We start from the raw sequence: 14,436 nt of genomic DNA, 5'->3' as shown, positions 1-14,436 counted from the left end.
TTGCCACCAAGGAACCCTGCTTGCTAAACTGAAGATACCGCAGGAAAGGAGACATCGGCTATGAAAGTATCGATGACCAATGGTACATTGAATTACTTATCCAAACTGAGTCAACAACACCCTGAAACATCTTTGTTTTACATGCAGGATCAAGACAAAACGGTTGCCTACTATGAAGGGGAAGATACGTCCATTTTTGAAGAAGGACGCAATTATGAAACCGTCGATCATGTCGGTACGATGCAATCCACGGGCTATGTTGTGATGAACAACATCCCTGTCAGTGACGAAGGCCGTCCCGTTTTTGAGGACCGCTTCAAAAAAAGAGCGGGAAATGTAGAAAATCGTGAAGGCTTTCAAGCCATCCGAATCCTTCGCCCTTTAAAAGGCAATACGTACGTTGTCCTTACTCAATGGCGCAGTGAACAAGATTTCGAAGACTGGAAGAACTCCAAGTCTTTTGATGATGCTCACAAAAAGTCGGGTCCTCAGCACCAGAAGAAGCCATCGTTTATTGATGGCGATGCCTACATTACAAAATATCAAATGATTGAACTTGAAAAGTAGCATAGGAAAAGTGAGCGGAAAAACCGCTCACTTTTTTATTACTCTTTTTGTTCGGGTTCGCTGTCCATGACTTCCTGCTGGAAGAAATCATCCAATCCGCGAACCGATTGTTCACCTGTAATTCTTGCCTGTTCTTCACCGTTTTCAAAATGGATAAGTGTTGGCGTTCCTTCAATCCCGTACTTATCCCATTCATCTTCGAATTCCTTCAAGTTCATTTTTTTCACATCGAGGTCATATTCATTCACAATCGGCATCATTCTTGGGGTTGTACGTTGACAATACACACAAGTAGGGCTGTAAAAGTAAACCGTTGTCGCTTCCCCTGACTCAATTTCTTCTTCAAGTTCATCCGGCTGGATCTGGTTTTGATAGTTTGGGTCATCCAACTGATCAATGGTTGCCTGATCCAAGTTTTCTTTTCCGTACGGGTTATCTGCGGTTTTTTCTGAGTTTTGATAATTCACAACAAATACGAGAACTACAACAAGCACTACAAGAGCACTTGCAAAAATGATCATACCTTTTTTCATGCGTCATTCCTTCCTTTCTTTACAACAACAAATAAATGAACAATAAAAATGATGATAAAAGCGGTGCCTGCTAAAAATGGAATCGTCACAAATCCGAAGACATTAATGTATTGACCATTACAAGGAACGAGGCCACATGTATCTGCTGCTGAAAGCGACGGAATCTTCTGCAGCATGTAATGGTAGATAGAAACGAAGATCCCCACTCCGCTCATAATGATCCCCGGAAAAGCTACATCCCATTTCTTTTTCCATAAAGCTGTACCATAAATGAACACCAGCGGGTACATCAGTATTCTCTGATACCAGCACAACTCGCAGGGCGCATAGCCAAGTACCTCTGAGAAAAACAGACTCCCGACAGTAGCAACAAGTGATGTTGCCCATAGCAGGAACAGCGCTGTTTCCATACTTTTTTTCATGATTTTATATCCTTTCTACCTCTCTCTCATGCCATTATACTAGGTATTCTCTCGAAAACAAAGTAGTTTCATAGTCCGCCATACCATTGTCATTTTCATATGAAAAAAAGATGGTTTAAAAAGAAAAAAACCGCCTTTAAGCGGTCTTCCTTCACCCTTTAAGCAATCCATTCCGGTGGGCATAAACAGCAGCCTGGGTGCGGTCCTGAACCTCAAGTTTACTTAGAATGTTACTGACATGGGTTTTCACAGTTTTAATTCCGATATAGAGCGCATCACTGATTTCCTGGTTCGTCATCCCTTCCCCCACGCATTTCAACACTTCAAGTTCACGTTTTGTAAGCTCTTCATGCAGTTTTCGGTCTTGACGGAAACGGGTCATCATTTTTGTAGCGACTTTCGGCTCAATCACATTTTGACCGAGAGCAGCTTTGCGGATGGCATCAGCTATTTCATCAGCTGAAGATGTTTTCAGCATATAACTGAACGCACCTGCTTCAAGCGCAGGAAAAACCTTCTCATCATCGTAATAACTCGTCAAAATGATAATTTTACAGGTTTCCGTTTTCATGATTTCTTCTGTCGCTTCAATTCCCGTCCCGTTTTCCATAATTAAATCCATGAGAACAACATCCGGTTTTTTATCTTTAACCAGCGCTGCTCCTTCATACCCACTGCTTGCTTCTCCCACAATGTCCAAATCCTCTTCCGTACTTAAATAAGCAATCACACCTTTACGCACGACATCGTGATCATCTATGACTACGACACGAATCATTCCTTCTCCCCCTTTTGATTTACTTTTACTGGAACACGAACATCAATATGTGTCCCTTCCCCTTTTCTGGAACGTAAGGAGTAAGTACCCCCAATTTCTTCACACCGTTCCCGCATCGTTTTCAATCCATAGGAGGCCTTGTTGGCTTTCTTATCCTCTGTATCAAAACCTACACCGTTATCGGCGATATGTAGGAAGATCTCCTTTTGATCATGAGTGGCTTCCACCTTCACCTCAGAGGCATTGGCATGTCTTAATATATTGGAGAGCGCTTCTTGTACGACCCTGAACAACTGCTCTTCTACGGTTGTCGGGAGATCTCCTAAATCTTCCATATCGACATCAAAGTCGATCTGACATTTTTGCCGCAGTTCCTCAATTAAAGTTTTAATCCCCTCCGCGAGTGGTTCCCCTGATAAATGAACGGGCCTTAAGTGAAGAAGCAGCGCCCTCATCTCTGTTTGCGCCTGAAGAGCCATTTGAGTGATTTCCTGAAGCTGTTCTTTTGCTTTGTCCGGGCGGCGATCGAAAATCTTTTCTGTCGCCTGTGCCATCATTGTCAAGGCAAATAACTGCTGACTCACAGCATCATGTAAATCACGGGCCAGTCGCTGCCGCTCTTCAATCGTTGCTGCTTTATGAGCCGTGCGTGCCAGCTCACTTTTCTCATCGGCAAGCTTTACAAGCGAATCCTTCTGCTGCTCCAATTTCTCGCCAAGAACATTCAATTCATCCCCTACAGCGGCAATCTCATCATTTTCATTAAAATAAATCCTTTTACTGAAGTTCCCTCGCGAAAGCTGTGTAATCATCATCGATATGTAATCCAGTCGGTGTTTAACATCCCCGCTGGACCGAAAGCCTGCATAAAGAGACATAATAAACCCAAGCACCACATAAAGCAGGATAAACATTAAAATCGCACCTGCACTCAACCAATCCGGCTGAAACCACACATACATTGATAATAAGATACTGAGCAGGATAAACGTATTTAAAATAAGTCCATAAAGATGTGATCGGATATACATGTAACGTATACTATTCAAGTGCTTTAACATGCTCTCCCGCCTTTCACACCTGATCGATTCGAATCGAACCGACCTTAAGATCGACACCAATGGTTAACCGGCGAGTAGCCATCGAATAATCATCGGTTTCATATTCCACACTTCTATGCATTCCATCAGCTTTCTGGCCCCCGACACGGATATCCCCCGTCTTCACCTTCGCTTCTACTCGATAAGGAACATGCTTCGGAATCAACATTTTAACGTCTCCCACCCAGCCACGGACAACGATCGGCGTATCCCCATCCGGAATGAAAGCACGTGTGAAATCGAACCGGTAGTCACCAACTCCGTTCCATAAATCCATGGGTTCCACCTTCCAGTTCTCCTCATTGAAAGAATGGTCTCCAATCATCATATGCTTGGATTTCAGTTTGTTTGAAGAAGAACCATTAGAATCATATTCAATTCTCACTTTAGATTTGTTTTTACCTAAAAAGATACTGAATCCAAAGTATATGAAAAGAAGAGGCCAAAGCTGCCATACATCACCAAAAGAGAATTCAAAGATCCCCAGTCGATCCAATAATAAGAGTGTACTGAAGATGGTGAGGAATGAACCGATGATCCAACTCCCGCCTTTTTTCAATATCGCGTCCAGCCAAGTTTTCAGACCAATCACTAATAAAATGATCGGATAAATATTGGCCCACGTCCATCTCATTTCCAGGGAAATAATATTCAAATTCGACAAGAGAAGAACAAAGCCAAATGCAACTAATAATAGTGCGATGATAATTTGAGAAATTTTATTATTCATAATGCTCACCCTTTTTTAACCTTCCGTAAATTACATTCGACAGAAGTTCAGAATTCCCTTTTCTTTCATAAATGGTTCAAAGTAAATACCTAAAACTTCTTAATCGAATGTATAATCTAACCTTACATGTAACCGCGGTCCTGTAAAACAACCCTGAGAATGGAGTTTTCTCCGCCTCTGGTCGGAGGAATGTTTAAACCGAAGAGTGATGGGAATATCTAAAGTAGAGCAAATAAGAAAGGATGTTGTTGTATGGATCAAAAATTGCAAAATTTAATCGATGGACTCAATGAAGACTTGGCTCATGAGTATGCAGCTTCTATTATGTACACGAATAATGCAGCTGTGGTTACAGGGCTCTACCGTTCTGTCCTCAAGCCATTTTTCGAGAGTGAAGTGACTGATGAACAAGGACACGCTCTTTATTTAGCTGAAAAAATCAGCACGCTGGGCGGTACTCCGACGACAACACCTGCGGAAGTCAAACAGATGACTGAAGTGAGACCAATGTTAGAAGAAGCACGAGAAGCGGAGCGTCAGACGATTAAGCGGTATGAAGAGCGTAAAGCACAAGCAGAGGAACTCGGACTAACCGAATTATCCGTAAAACTTGATGATATGATTGCAGATGAAACCGGTCATATGGAAGAAATCGGTCGTTTATTACAAGATTCCCGTTTACAAGATTAACTTTTTCACCCCCTGTCCAAAGCAGGGGGTTTTTCTTTTCCGCTGAATGGCACACATTTGAGAATATTCTGAATGTATATTACAATTTATAAAAATAGTTGCCAAACTTCACTAAGATGGCAAGGAGGAAAAGATAATGTGGGAGAACATCTTTCAAGCGATTGATGAAAAATACGGGAAAATGGTTGAAACCCGCCGTCATTTGCACCAATATCCAGAAGTATCATTCAAGGAAGAGAAGACGGCACAGTTTATTGCCGATACATATGAGGAGTTGGGAATTCCGTATGAAAGTAACATTGGAGGAAATGGAGTTCTAGCCAGGCTTGAAGGTGGGCTACCGGGGAAGACGGTCGCGCTAAGAGCAGATTTTGATGCCCTTCCTATTCAGGAGGAAAATGACGTACCTTATAAATCCAAAAATGATGGGGCCATGCATGCGTGTGGTCATGATGGACATACCGCAGCTCTCTTAGGGCTTGCCGAAGCCCTTCTACCCTTTAAAGAAGAACTTCCAGGAACAATCGTTTTCCTTCATCAGCACGCTGAAGAGTATGCGCCTGGGGGAGCAAAACCAATTGTCGAATCAGGAGTTCTTACGGATGTAGATGCTGTGTTCGGCACTCATTTATGGGTGAATGCTCCAACAGGAGTCATCCAAACGTCTAAAGGACCTTTTATGGCCGGAGCAGATCGATTCGAAATCAAAGTTCAAGGCAAAGGTGGACATGGGGCCCAGCCGCATCAAACAAAAGACGCGATCGTCATCGCCTCTCAAATGGTTTCTTCCTTGCAGCAAATCGTCAGCCGTCGGATAGATCCATTGAGAACAGCTGTCCTAACAGTGGGAACGTTTGAATCAGGGACTACATTCAATGTCATTGCGGATTCAGCAACCTTAACCGGTACAGTGAGAACTTTCGATCCTGAAGTTCAAAACTTGATCATTGAAGAAATGGAAAAAGTTATAAAAGGAACATGTGATGCAAACGGCGCCACCTACGAGTTTATTTATGAAAAAGGGTACCCTCCCGTTGTCAATCACCCCGAAGAAGCGGACTTAGTTTTACAACACGCCCACAAGGCTGACCCATCTTTACGTACAGAAGAAATCGAACCGGTCATGGCTGGAGAAGATTTCGCTTATTACTTATTAGATAAGCCTGGCACCTTTTATTTTACAGGCGCTCAAATTCCAGATCATTACTATCCACATCACCACCCGAAATTTGATTTCGATGAAAAAGCACTGCCCCACGCAGCTAAAACATTATTCCAATCATTTATTAGTTATCAAGACCGTTAAAGTAAGCGGAGGCGGCTGGTTTGAATGGTCGTCTCCCCTAATTGTTCAAGAAGTCTCCCATTAGCCACATACCCTACGATAGCACCGAATCCCGGAAGAAGTTGCAGAAGCTTCACAAGATCCAGGGTATCCCTATACTCGATTTGTAACGCCTTCCAGTCCACGTTCTTCTCTTTCATTTCTAAATCGTTCCATTCTAAAACTTTACGTTTCACTTCCCCGCGGGCCTTGTCACTGGAAAAAGCGAGCATAAATACATGAAGCAAGTAGACCCTCTCTTCATACGAATGGACATTCCATCCATAAACCTGAGCTGCATCAAATAAAAACTTCATCTTTATGCTTAATAATAGTGGGAAATCAGCTACTCCCAGCCAAAAACCTCCAAAACCCGTCCCAGCACCTTCCACGGATGCTGTTTTCTTATATGTTTTAACTAATTCACGGACTTGCCTCTCACGTTCTTCAAAGCTCCAATCCGGATGGACTTTTACTGGGCGGATGTACTCCGATGTTGTTAAAGCAGCCTCAATCATAGCGCGCACACTATCTGTCACCACACCGTGTACACGATCAGGAATCTTTTCATTAATCCTGGACTGCACTTGTTTAGAGCTCCTCTGGATAATAGACGATCGCTTATCCAAGGATTTACTCCAACGCAAGGCTTCCTGTTTAGCTTTCTCTTCATAATTCAAATTGAGCACCTCCGAATATTTCAATCACAATGAAGTATGGATGAAATTAGATATGAAACAGGGAAGACTGCTTAAGTAGTCTTCCCTGTTACGTCAATTTCTTTTTCACATAGTTTTGTATAAACAGATAACTGAAGATACTTCCACCTACCCATACGAGTACAAGACCTATAAGGTTCCATTGAATGATAAACAATAGACCGAATAAGAACGTTTGAAACAACATGATCTGCTGTAACCACTGCAGAATTGCTCTTTCTTTCCATTCTTTCTTAACTGGATATAGATCCAGCCAGGCAATCGTACGGTGGTGATTCCACAATGTCATCATTTGAAAAGCACTCAAGTAGAGAAATAGAATGGCAAACGCGACCTTAACCCATAGATTGGATACAAACCAAATGGCGAGTGCACCAATCACTATTAAGCGGATGTACATGCCTAAATAATCACTGCTTCGTATAAAAGTGATTTTATACAAATAGGAAAAGGTCTGGTTTTGCCGGTAAGGAACCCGATCCACAATCGCTCGTACAAGAGTGTTGCGCTTTTTCACTGTATTTTTTAAGTGAGGAACATCCACAAACATATTGGCAATTCTGTAAAAGGTCCTCATTCTCTGCTGATCTTTTTCTACAAGTAAATCCCAGGCGAGTCCAGCTTTTTGTCTGGAGAGAGAATAGGTGTAAAGGACGACACCTACAAGCAGTACCGTCACGATACTCGCATAAATCCACTCTCCCTGAGCGAGAAAATAAAAAATGGTAATGTTCAATAATACTTTTATGACCTGGTCCATGAATCGTATCCTGGGGCTTCTCTCTTTCAACATCCACCAGTTTGACATCATGTTCCAAACTTTAATGACAAGAACTACACCGATCATCATTAAATAATGCCGGGTACCGAGGTCTGGATAGGAGGCAAAATACAAAGGACCCAGGGCTGCCGATACAAGCAAAATGAGATAAAGCTGAACAACGTAACTGTAATATAAACAGCGTCTGAAGTAATCACCCAATTGATACTCACCTGGAAGCAGGAAAACCAAGTCCGGCTCTTTGAGAAGGGTACGAACCGGGCTGTAGCCTGTGATGAATCCAAATGCGAGCGCCACAATCCATACGGTAGGAAAATCCGCCGGCAGGTCTTGCAGCCATTGCCGATAGTAATAAGCGAGAGCTGAAATAAAGAACAACAAGGCAAAACCAATGTGTTCATTAAAAATATACCTTAAGTAACGGCCGGTCTCTTTTGTGTGTTCAGAGAAACGCTTTTTCCAGAACTCTTTTGCATTAATCATATTGTTCTTCCTTTGTCAGCTGCACGTAGATATCATCAAGAGAGGCTCCAGGCTGATTGAATGACGTGCGCAGCTCTTCTAGTGTCCCTTTAGCTCTAATCTCGCCTTCATGGAGGATGATAAAACGATCACAATACCTCTCTGCTGTAGCGAGAATATGAGTGGACATCAGAATTCCTGCACCTTTTTCTTTCATCTCCTCCATCAACTGCAGGTAGGATTGTATGCCGAGAGGATCCAAGCCAACAAAAGGTTCATCGACGATATAGAGGTCAGGTTCAATTAGAAAGGCACACATGATCATGACCTTCTGACGCATCCCTTTAGAGAAGTGCACAGGGAACCATTTAAGCTTTTTCTCCATACGAAATTCTTTGAGAAGCGGCTGCAGCCTTTGTTTGAATACATCTTCTGGTACATTGTAGGCCATAGCCGTCAAATGCAAGTGTTCATACAGTGTCAATTCATCATATAAGATCGGCATCTCAGGGATATAACCGAGCTGCTGCCTATACTCTTCAGGGTTTTCTTCGAATGATGTTCCATTGATTGATACTTTTCCTCTTTTCGCCTGCATCATTCCAATGATGTGTTTGATAGTCGTACTTTTCCCCGCACCATTCAAACCGATGAGGCCGACGATTTCATTCGGGTGGACATCGAAAGATATGCCATGCAGTACATTTTTATGGGTGTATCCTCCATGGAGGTCTTTAATATGTAATAAAGGTTCCATCTTATCCCTCACTTCATTAATTTTCCTGCACAAATTTTATCATACTTTACCATCCGTTACACTTTTCACTCACCGTCTTCATCGAGTTTTCTCTCTTTGATATGGTACAATGCTATCAAATAGAAAGGAGTGTTTGCATATGGCAGATGAATGCATCTTCTGCAAAATCATTGATGGGGAAATTCCTTCAGCGAAAGTGTATGAAGACGATGAGGTGTACGCTTTTCTTGATATCAGTCAAGTAACCAAAGGTCACACGCTGGTTATTCCTAAACAGCATTGCCAGGACATTTACAACACACACCCAGAAACAGCTGAGAAACTCTTCGCAAGAGTTCCGAAAATCGCAAATGCAATTAAAGAAACCTATGCTCCTATTGGTTTAAACGTCTTAAACAACAATGAGGAAGCAGCTGGCCAATCCGTTTTCCACCTACATATCCACCTGATCCCGAGATATGGTGAAGGCGATGGATTCGGTGCAAAGTGGGAAGTCCACTCCGATGATTATTCCAAAGAAGAACTACAGACCATCGCTGGTGAGATCAACCATCATATCTCTGGTTAAATGGATTGATTTCCTTAAGAGAAAACTGCTATAATACTACCATACATTCGCAAACGGTCATGAGGACACGGTTGGAGTGTAAATTTAGATGAGTTTAGAATAGTTGAGGAGAGATGTTTAAATGAATATTCGTGTTTTAGTCATGTTATCTTTATTTGTAGGAATTGGTGCTGTTCTGCATGCTGTCGCACCCCCATTCTTTTTCGGGATGCGGCCGGATATGATGCTTGCCATGATGTTTCTTGGAATTTTATTGTTCCCGAAACCATCTTACGTCCTATTATTATCTTTAGCGACAGGCTTCATCTCAGCCATGACAACCACCGTTCCAGGCGGCCAACTGGCCAATATCATCGATAAGCCTTTCACAGCATTTACTTTCTTCGGGCTTGTCCTATTGACTAAAAAAATATCACATCAAAAATTCGTACAGCCTGCTTTAGCAGCCATTGGTACGATGATCAGTGGCTCCATCTTCTTAGGTGTTGTCTTATATATCATAGGCCTTATGGAAGCGAGCTTCGGTCTTATGTTTGCTACAGTTGTTCTACCCGCAGCAGCATTCAACGTGCTGTTCGTAGCCATCATGTACCCGATCGCTCAAAAGATTTTAAAAAGATCAAACCTTGCTAAAGCCGCTCAACCAGCCTCTTAAAGAGGGTATACAGAATGAACCTTGACTTACACCAAAGGCACTACATCAAATGTAGTGCCTTTGCTTTACCTTCTCATCCTAAGAATATTTTTTTATGTTTTTAAGGTTTCATTCATACATATTAAGAGAAAATATAAAATAGAGAGTGATTGAAAGGAGACTGACAGATATGCCGAATGGAAAATCATTAGCGCTGGGTTTCTTAGTCGGGGGCGTCGTGGGAGCAGCTTATACGTTACTAAACACCCCTTCTTCCGGTCGTGATTTTAGAGAAAATGCCAAACTGAAAAGTGAGAATTTGAAAAATACGGTTCTCAGCTTAAAAGAGGAAGGAATGCAATTGAAAGATCAGATCGCTCAGACTTCTAAAGAAGGGGCGGAGCTGATCAAAGAGCTTTCTGAAGATGTGAAAACATCCATTGAAAGCTGGAAGCGAACGGTTGAACCACACCAAAAAAATATTCAGAAGTATTTAGAACAAATTGAAGCAAGCTTGAAAGAACTGGAAGAAAAAGCAAAAGCTGAGCAAGCAGACCACACGACTCAACCCAGTCATGATGTTATTAACCATCAATAACCAACCCCTCCCGCCTCGAGCGGGATTTTTTATGTTTGTCCTTTTCCCTATCTATATTCAACCCCATGTCGTTCTATTCCGTTATTAAAGTATATGGCAGGTTTCTTGAAGACTCAATTTCGAGATGTTTGGAGGCTCCGTTTGCCATTTTTGGAGTCAGGGGTGGTTGGGAAGCTACTCACTTTCCTGTGGGGGAGTGGCGAGCTTCCTCGGGCTACGCCCTGCGGGATCTCGCCGAACTCCTTTCTCCACGGGAGTCTCGCAGCTTCCCAACCCCCCCATACAATAAAGGTGAGAAACGCCCCCCCTTTGCCTGGTATGCGTGTCTTTCACAAATCCTAAATCTATAGTGATAAAGCGCTCTATAACAGTCATTATCATTCAAAATGCAGTTGGAGAATCCATGTTGCTTCCCTTTCCTGAAAGTGGTTTTGAAATACTTATATGGCAAGGGAGCGGAGGGGAATGGTGAGACTCCTGCGGGAAAAAAGTGCATGGTGAGACCCCACAGGACGCAGTCCGAGGAGGCTCACCGCGCTCCCGCGGAAAGCGAGCTATTGCCCGCAGCCCCTATCTACCCAACAAAAGTCTCGAAACTGAGTCTTCAACTAAAGGTAGCATATATATAATTTATCCGAGGGCAAAATAAAAACGTGTAGAGGCTTATCCTCTACACGTTTTCACGAGTTGATTATTCAGCTGCTTCCAAATCTTCAATAGAATCGACATCCATATATTCAGGAACAACTAGGCCGATTTTGGCACCTTCAAGGTTCGCTCCAAGGTCTTCTAGATTGTCTTTGTTTTGCTCATACTGATCACCGTGTGTTCCTGGCAACCAAGCAGCCACCATACCATCTGCTTCACCAGCGGCAACAGATTCCCACATAGGGCCATTATCCAGCGGTGTAATCGTAACATCAAAGCCTTGTTCCTTCATAACTTCTGCAACGACGTTTGTTGAAGCGATCTCAGAATCCCAGTTTACAAGAACAAGTTCGACTTCAGTACCGTCCACTTCTTCTGTACCTTCTGTCCACGCGTCTACTTTGTCTTGATTATTGGAAATCCAGTTCTTTGCTGCTTCTTCCGGGCTTGCTCCGTCAGTAATTTCAAGCATGACTTCTTCCATGTCCGCAGCTTCCCAATTGAACTGGTCTAAGATTTTATAAGCGTTTGGTTTTTCATCTTTAAGTCCTTTACGAACCATTGTTTTAATCTGTTCTTCCCCACCAAAAACTTCTTTTGGATCTTCAAGGTATTTCAAATCATACTTAGCGAATTTCCAGTGTGGCGTCCAACCAGTCACAACAATTGGCTCTTCATTCTCAATGGCTTCACCTAGAGCTGTTGCCATTGCACCGGAAGAAGATGTAGCAACTTCCCAACCATTCAGGTTTTCATATTCTTCTGTCGCTTTTTCTGCAGAACTTACAACACCTGCGCCTGCTTCAATTCCGGTGATTTCATAGTCCATTTCTTCTCCGTAATTCATTTCAGAAGAGGCTTCATCACCATTAGAATCTCCTGATGTGTCTGTACCTTCCTCATCTGATGATCCACAACCTGCAGCTACGAGTGTTAAAGATAGTCCAGCAACCATGCCGAAACGTTTCCAATTAAACATGTAAAATTCTCCCCTTTTAATAATTTTATATAGATAAAAGGTCTAAGGACCCTTTTCTAACAGTAATTAGTCACCACGCTGGGTGTTCAAGTTTTGTGTGAAACGATCAATGATGATCGCAAGGATAACGATTCCGAGACCTGCTACGAACCCAGTTCCTACTTCAGCACGCTGTAGTCCGGTAATAACGGTCTGTCCAAGTCCCTTTGCACCAATCATGGATGCAATGACCACCATGGATAATGCAAGCATGACCGTTTGGTTAATCCCAGCCATAATCGTCTTTTTAGCCATTGGCAATTGAACTTTAAAGAGTTTTTGAGTTCCTGTTGTACCGAATGCATCGGAAGCCTCAATCAACTCATGGGAGACCTGTCGAATTCCAAGGTTCGTAAAACGAACGGTCGGTGGTGTGGCGAAAATAACAGAGGCAAACACCCCTGGCACCATACCGATACTAAAGAAAGCAACCGCCGGAATCAGATAGACGAAGGCAGGCATTGTCTGCATGAAGTCAAGGACAGGTGTAAGAATTTTCTCTGCCACTTTGCTTTTGGCCATCCAAATTCCAAATGGAACTCCTATAATAACGGAAATTAAACTGGCGAAAATAACAAGCGTAAATGTGTTCATCAACTCTTCCCACAGCTCCTGGTTAGCTATAAACCACAGGCCAATGACTGAAAAAGCCGTTAAGCCCAACTTTTTCCCAGAAGCGAAGAAGGCTAGAACACCTACAACAATAATGAACAGCCAAATGGGAATACCCATTAACCAATCTTCAGCAACAATTTCAATGAAGTCACCAAAATCTTCTTTTATAAAATCAAACAAGAATTCAAATGTATCTGTCGTCCACTCTGTTGCTGTATCAATCCATTCAGCTACAGGCAGTTTAGGAATCAATTCCATTTAAATTCACCTCACTTCCCGCTAAGGCCGCCAGTACGGCTCCTCTTACAATTACCCCTTTTAATTTTCCTTCTTCAATAACAGCTACAGGTACCGGGGAATCATGAATAATATCGAAAATCTCCTGCATTGGTGTTTGAGGCTCCACTTTCGGCACATCAGTGCGGAGAATGCCCTTCAAGTTATCTGCCTCCTGTTTTACAGCAGCAGAAACATCATCAGCGGTTACATATCCATGAAGGTTTCTCTTGGCATCCGTTACATAGATGCTGGAAAGCCCTTCTTTACGCATCCGTTCAAGAGCCGTACGCGGACCATGTTTTTGAATATCCACCGTTTCTGGTCGTTTCATAATGTTTTCAGCCGTCAACACTTTGGAACGATCCACATCCTCAACGAACTTCTCAACATAATCATTGGCTGGGTTGACCAGGATCTCTTCCGGTGTACCAATTTGAACAATGCGTCCATCCTTCATGAGAGCGATTCTGTCACCAATTCTCAACGCTTCATCGAGATCATGGGTAATGAACAAGATCGTTTTTTTCATGGATTCCTGCAGCTCTAATAACTCGTCCTGCATTTCTTTACGAATCAATGGGTCCAAGGCAGAAAAGGCTTCATCCATTAATAGAACTTCTGGATCGTTGGCAAGGGCACGCGCAAGTCCAACACGCTGCTGCATCCCGCCGGAAAGTTGGCCAGGAAATTGGTGAATGTATCCGCCCAACCCTACCATTTCCAGAGATTTCTTAGCTTTTTCCTTCCGCTCATTCTTATCAATCCCTTGGACTTCAAGGCCGAACTCCGCGTTTTCCAGTACTGTACGATGTGGGAAAAGGCCAAAGCGTTGAAAGACCATACTCAACTTCTCCCGTCGGACTTCTCGCAAATCTTTGCTGTCCATCTTCGCCAGATCCTGGCCATCAATATAAACACTACCTTCCGTTGGTTCGATCAAACGGTTGATCAACCGGACAAGTGTGGATTTACCACTCCCCGACAACCCCATGATGACGAAGATTTCTCCTTCTTCTACATCAAAGGACGCGCGGTTAACACCGACAGTATTGCCGGTTTTTTCGAGGATTTCGTCTTTTGATAAACCCTCATCTAAGTACTTGGTCGCCTTTTTGGCATTCTTACCGAAGATTTTCGATAAATTTTCTACTTGAATGATCGGCACGTCTCTCACCTCTTCTGTTTTTATTTATTATGGTACGTTTTGTCGTTA

The 14,436-nt window shown here is 42.8% G+C and carries 17 protein-coding genes; 6 read left to right on the top strand and 11 right to left on the bottom strand.

Annotated features, from left to right (window positions below; translation table 11 throughout):
- The first annotated feature begins 60 nt into the window (after positions 1 to 60).
- On the top strand, positions 61 to 567 hold the full coding sequence (locus VKA52_RS08615) for an antibiotic biosynthesis monooxygenase family protein (RefSeq protein WP_326315145.1): 507 nt from the start codon (positions 61 to 63) through the stop codon (positions 565 to 567).
- Positions 568 to 605: 38 nt separating this feature from the next.
- Here the strand turns inward: VKA52_RS08615 and VKA52_RS08610 are convergent, their stop codons facing one another.
- The 5 genes from VKA52_RS08610 to liaF all read right to left on the bottom strand — a co-directional run bounded on the left by VKA52_RS08610 (position 606) and on the right by liaF (position 4,130).
- Positions 606 to 1,100: a thioredoxin family protein gene (locus tag VKA52_RS08610; protein WP_326315144.1), complete on the bottom strand. Its 495-nt coding sequence runs from the start codon at positions 1,098 to 1,100 to the stop codon at positions 606 to 608.
- Positions 1,097 to 1,522, bottom strand: a complete 426-nt coding sequence (locus tag VKA52_RS08605; RefSeq protein WP_206947984.1) for a disulfide oxidoreductase — start codon at positions 1,520 to 1,522, stop codon at positions 1,097 to 1,099. Before VKA52_RS08605 ends, VKA52_RS08610 begins: the two co-directional genes overlap by 4 nt.
- Positions 1,523 to 1,673: 151 nt before the next feature.
- Entirely contained in the window at positions 1,674 to 2,300 is a 627-nt protein-coding gene (locus VKA52_RS08600; protein WP_326315142.1) for a response regulator transcription factor, read from the bottom strand.
- Complete coding sequence (locus tag VKA52_RS08595; RefSeq protein WP_326315140.1) at positions 2,297 to 3,331, bottom strand: sensor histidine kinase; 1,035 nt, start codon at positions 3,329 to 3,331, stop codon at positions 2,297 to 2,299. The genes VKA52_RS08600 and VKA52_RS08595 overlap by 4 nt, the downstream gene beginning before the upstream one ends.
- Before the next feature lie 43 nt (positions 3,332 to 3,374).
- Complete coding sequence (liaF, locus tag VKA52_RS08590) at positions 3,375 to 4,130, bottom strand: cell wall-active antibiotics response protein LiaF (protein WP_160916978.1); 756 nt, start codon at positions 4,128 to 4,130, stop codon at positions 3,375 to 3,377.
- 252 nt (positions 4,131 to 4,382) lie between these two features.
- Here liaF and VKA52_RS08585 point away from each other — a divergent pair, with 252 nt between their 5' ends.
- Together VKA52_RS08585 and VKA52_RS08580 are read left to right on the top strand one after the other, a co-directional pair.
- The gene (locus VKA52_RS08585) at positions 4,383 to 4,820 is read left to right on the top strand and encodes a ferritin-like domain-containing protein (RefSeq protein ID WP_160916976.1); all 438 of its coding nucleotides are present in this window, start codon (positions 4,383 to 4,385) and stop codon (positions 4,818 to 4,820) included.
- 136 nt (positions 4,821 to 4,956) lie between these two features.
- The gene (locus tag VKA52_RS08580; RefSeq protein ID WP_326315137.1) at positions 4,957 to 6,126 is read left to right on the top strand and encodes a M20 metallopeptidase family protein; all 1,170 of its coding nucleotides are present in this window, start codon (positions 4,957 to 4,959) and stop codon (positions 6,124 to 6,126) included.
- Here VKA52_RS08580 and VKA52_RS08575 read toward each other — a convergent pair.
- The 3 genes from VKA52_RS08575 to VKA52_RS08565 form a co-directional block, all read right to left on the bottom strand.
- Positions 6,123 to 6,833, bottom strand: a complete 711-nt coding sequence (locus VKA52_RS08575; protein WP_326315135.1) for an EcsC family protein — start codon at positions 6,831 to 6,833, stop codon at positions 6,123 to 6,125. The two genes, VKA52_RS08580 and VKA52_RS08575, sit on opposite strands and share 4 nt — an antisense overlap.
- 79 nt (positions 6,834 to 6,912) lie before the next feature.
- On the bottom strand, positions 6,913 to 8,127 hold the full coding sequence (locus tag VKA52_RS08570) for an ABC transporter permease (RefSeq protein ID WP_160916970.1): 1,215 nt from the start codon (positions 8,125 to 8,127) through the stop codon (positions 6,913 to 6,915).
- Complete coding sequence (locus VKA52_RS08565; RefSeq protein WP_206947990.1) at positions 8,120 to 8,863, bottom strand: ABC transporter ATP-binding protein; 744 nt, start codon at positions 8,861 to 8,863, stop codon at positions 8,120 to 8,122. The genes VKA52_RS08570 and VKA52_RS08565 overlap by 8 nt, the downstream gene beginning before the upstream one ends.
- A 109-nt stretch (positions 8,864 to 8,972) precedes the next feature.
- Here VKA52_RS08565 and VKA52_RS08560 point away from each other — a divergent pair, with 109 nt between their 5' ends.
- From VKA52_RS08560 to VKA52_RS08550, 3 genes are all read left to right on the top strand, one after another.
- Positions 8,973 to 9,431, top strand: a complete 459-nt coding sequence (locus VKA52_RS08560; protein WP_326315132.1) for an HIT family protein — start codon at positions 8,973 to 8,975, stop codon at positions 9,429 to 9,431.
- A 121-nt stretch (positions 9,432 to 9,552) separates the two neighbouring features.
- Complete coding sequence (locus VKA52_RS08555; protein ID WP_326315130.1) at positions 9,553 to 10,086, top strand: tryptophan transporter; 534 nt, start codon at positions 9,553 to 9,555, stop codon at positions 10,084 to 10,086.
- A 169-nt stretch (positions 10,087 to 10,255) separates the two neighbouring features.
- Positions 10,256 to 10,663: a YtxH domain-containing protein gene (locus tag VKA52_RS08550; protein WP_160916963.1), complete on the top strand. Its 408-nt coding sequence runs from the start codon at positions 10,256 to 10,258 to the stop codon at positions 10,661 to 10,663.
- 691 nt (positions 10,664 to 11,354) lie between these two features.
- On the opposite strand, the gene VKA52_RS08545 is transcribed toward VKA52_RS08550, so the two are convergent.
- The 3 genes from VKA52_RS08545 to proV form a co-directional block, all read right to left on the bottom strand.
- Entirely contained in the window at positions 11,355 to 12,290 is a 936-nt protein-coding gene (locus VKA52_RS08545; RefSeq protein ID WP_326315128.1) for a glycine betaine ABC transporter substrate-binding protein, read from the bottom strand.
- A gap of 66 nt (positions 12,291 to 12,356) precedes the next feature.
- Positions 12,357 to 13,202, bottom strand: a complete 846-nt coding sequence (locus tag VKA52_RS08540; RefSeq protein ID WP_160916959.1) for an ABC transporter permease — start codon at positions 13,200 to 13,202, stop codon at positions 12,357 to 12,359.
- A complete protein-coding gene (gene proV / locus VKA52_RS08535) occupies positions 13,186 to 14,388 on the bottom strand; it encodes a glycine betaine/L-proline ABC transporter ATP-binding protein ProV (protein ID WP_160916957.1) in 1,203 nt (400 codons plus the stop codon). Before proV ends, VKA52_RS08540 begins: the two co-directional genes overlap by 17 nt.
- Between the last annotated feature and the right edge of the window lie 48 nt (positions 14,389 to 14,436).

This window comes from Halobacillus sp. HZG1 (assembly GCF_035818575.1).
GTDB classification, from domain to species: domain Bacteria; phylum Bacillota; class Bacilli; order Bacillales; family Halobacillaceae; genus Halobacillus; species Halobacillus litoralis.
The sequence above is the reverse complement of the archived record's forward strand: the minus strand, read 5'-3'. Positions and strand labels throughout refer to the sequence as shown.

Excerpts from the sequence above, each read along its gene's own strand:
- VKA52_RS08615 (WP_326315145.1), top strand. The coding sequence starts at position 61 with ATGAAAGTATCGATGACCAATGGTACATTGAATTACTTATCCAAACTG.
- VKA52_RS08610 (WP_326315144.1), bottom strand. The coding sequence starts at position 1,100 with ATGAAAAAAGGTATGATCATTTTTGCAAGTGCTCTTGTAGTGCTTGTT.
- VKA52_RS08605 (WP_206947984.1), bottom strand. The coding sequence starts at position 1,522 with ATGAAAAAAAGTATGGAAACAGCGCTGTTCCTGCTATGGGCAACATCA.
- VKA52_RS08600 (WP_326315142.1), bottom strand. The coding sequence starts at position 2,300 with ATGATTCGTGTCGTAGTCATAGATGATCACGATGTCGTGCGTAAAGGT.
- VKA52_RS08595 (WP_326315140.1), bottom strand. The coding sequence starts at position 3,331 with ATGTATATCCGATCACATCTTTATGGACTTATTTTAAATACGTTTATC.
- liaF (WP_160916978.1), bottom strand. The coding sequence starts at position 4,130 with ATGAATAATAAAATTTCTCAAATTATCATCGCACTATTATTAGTTGCA.
- VKA52_RS08585 (WP_160916976.1), top strand. The coding sequence starts at position 4,383 with ATGGATCAAAAATTGCAAAATTTAATCGATGGACTCAATGAAGACTTG.
- VKA52_RS08580 (WP_326315137.1), top strand. The coding sequence starts at position 4,957 with ATGTGGGAGAACATCTTTCAAGCGATTGATGAAAAATACGGGAAAATG.
- VKA52_RS08570 (WP_160916970.1), bottom strand. The coding sequence starts at position 8,127 with ATGATTAATGCAAAAGAGTTCTGGAAAAAGCGTTTCTCTGAACACACA.
- VKA52_RS08565 (WP_206947990.1), bottom strand. The coding sequence starts at position 8,863 with ATGGAACCTTTATTACATATTAAAGACCTCCATGGAGGATACACCCAT.
- VKA52_RS08560 (WP_326315132.1), top strand. The coding sequence starts at position 8,973 with ATGCTATCAAATAGAAAGGAGTGTTTGCATATGGCAGATGAATGCATC.
- VKA52_RS08555 (WP_326315130.1), top strand. The coding sequence starts at position 9,553 with ATGAATATTCGTGTTTTAGTCATGTTATCTTTATTTGTAGGAATTGGT.
- VKA52_RS08550 (WP_160916963.1), top strand. The coding sequence starts at position 10,256 with ATGCCGAATGGAAAATCATTAGCGCTGGGTTTCTTAGTCGGGGGCGTC.
- VKA52_RS08545 (WP_326315128.1), bottom strand. The coding sequence starts at position 12,290 with ATGTTTAATTGGAAACGTTTCGGCATGGTTGCTGGACTATCTTTAACA.
- VKA52_RS08540 (WP_160916959.1), bottom strand. The coding sequence starts at position 13,202 with ATGGAATTGATTCCTAAACTGCCTGTAGCTGAATGGATTGATACAGCA.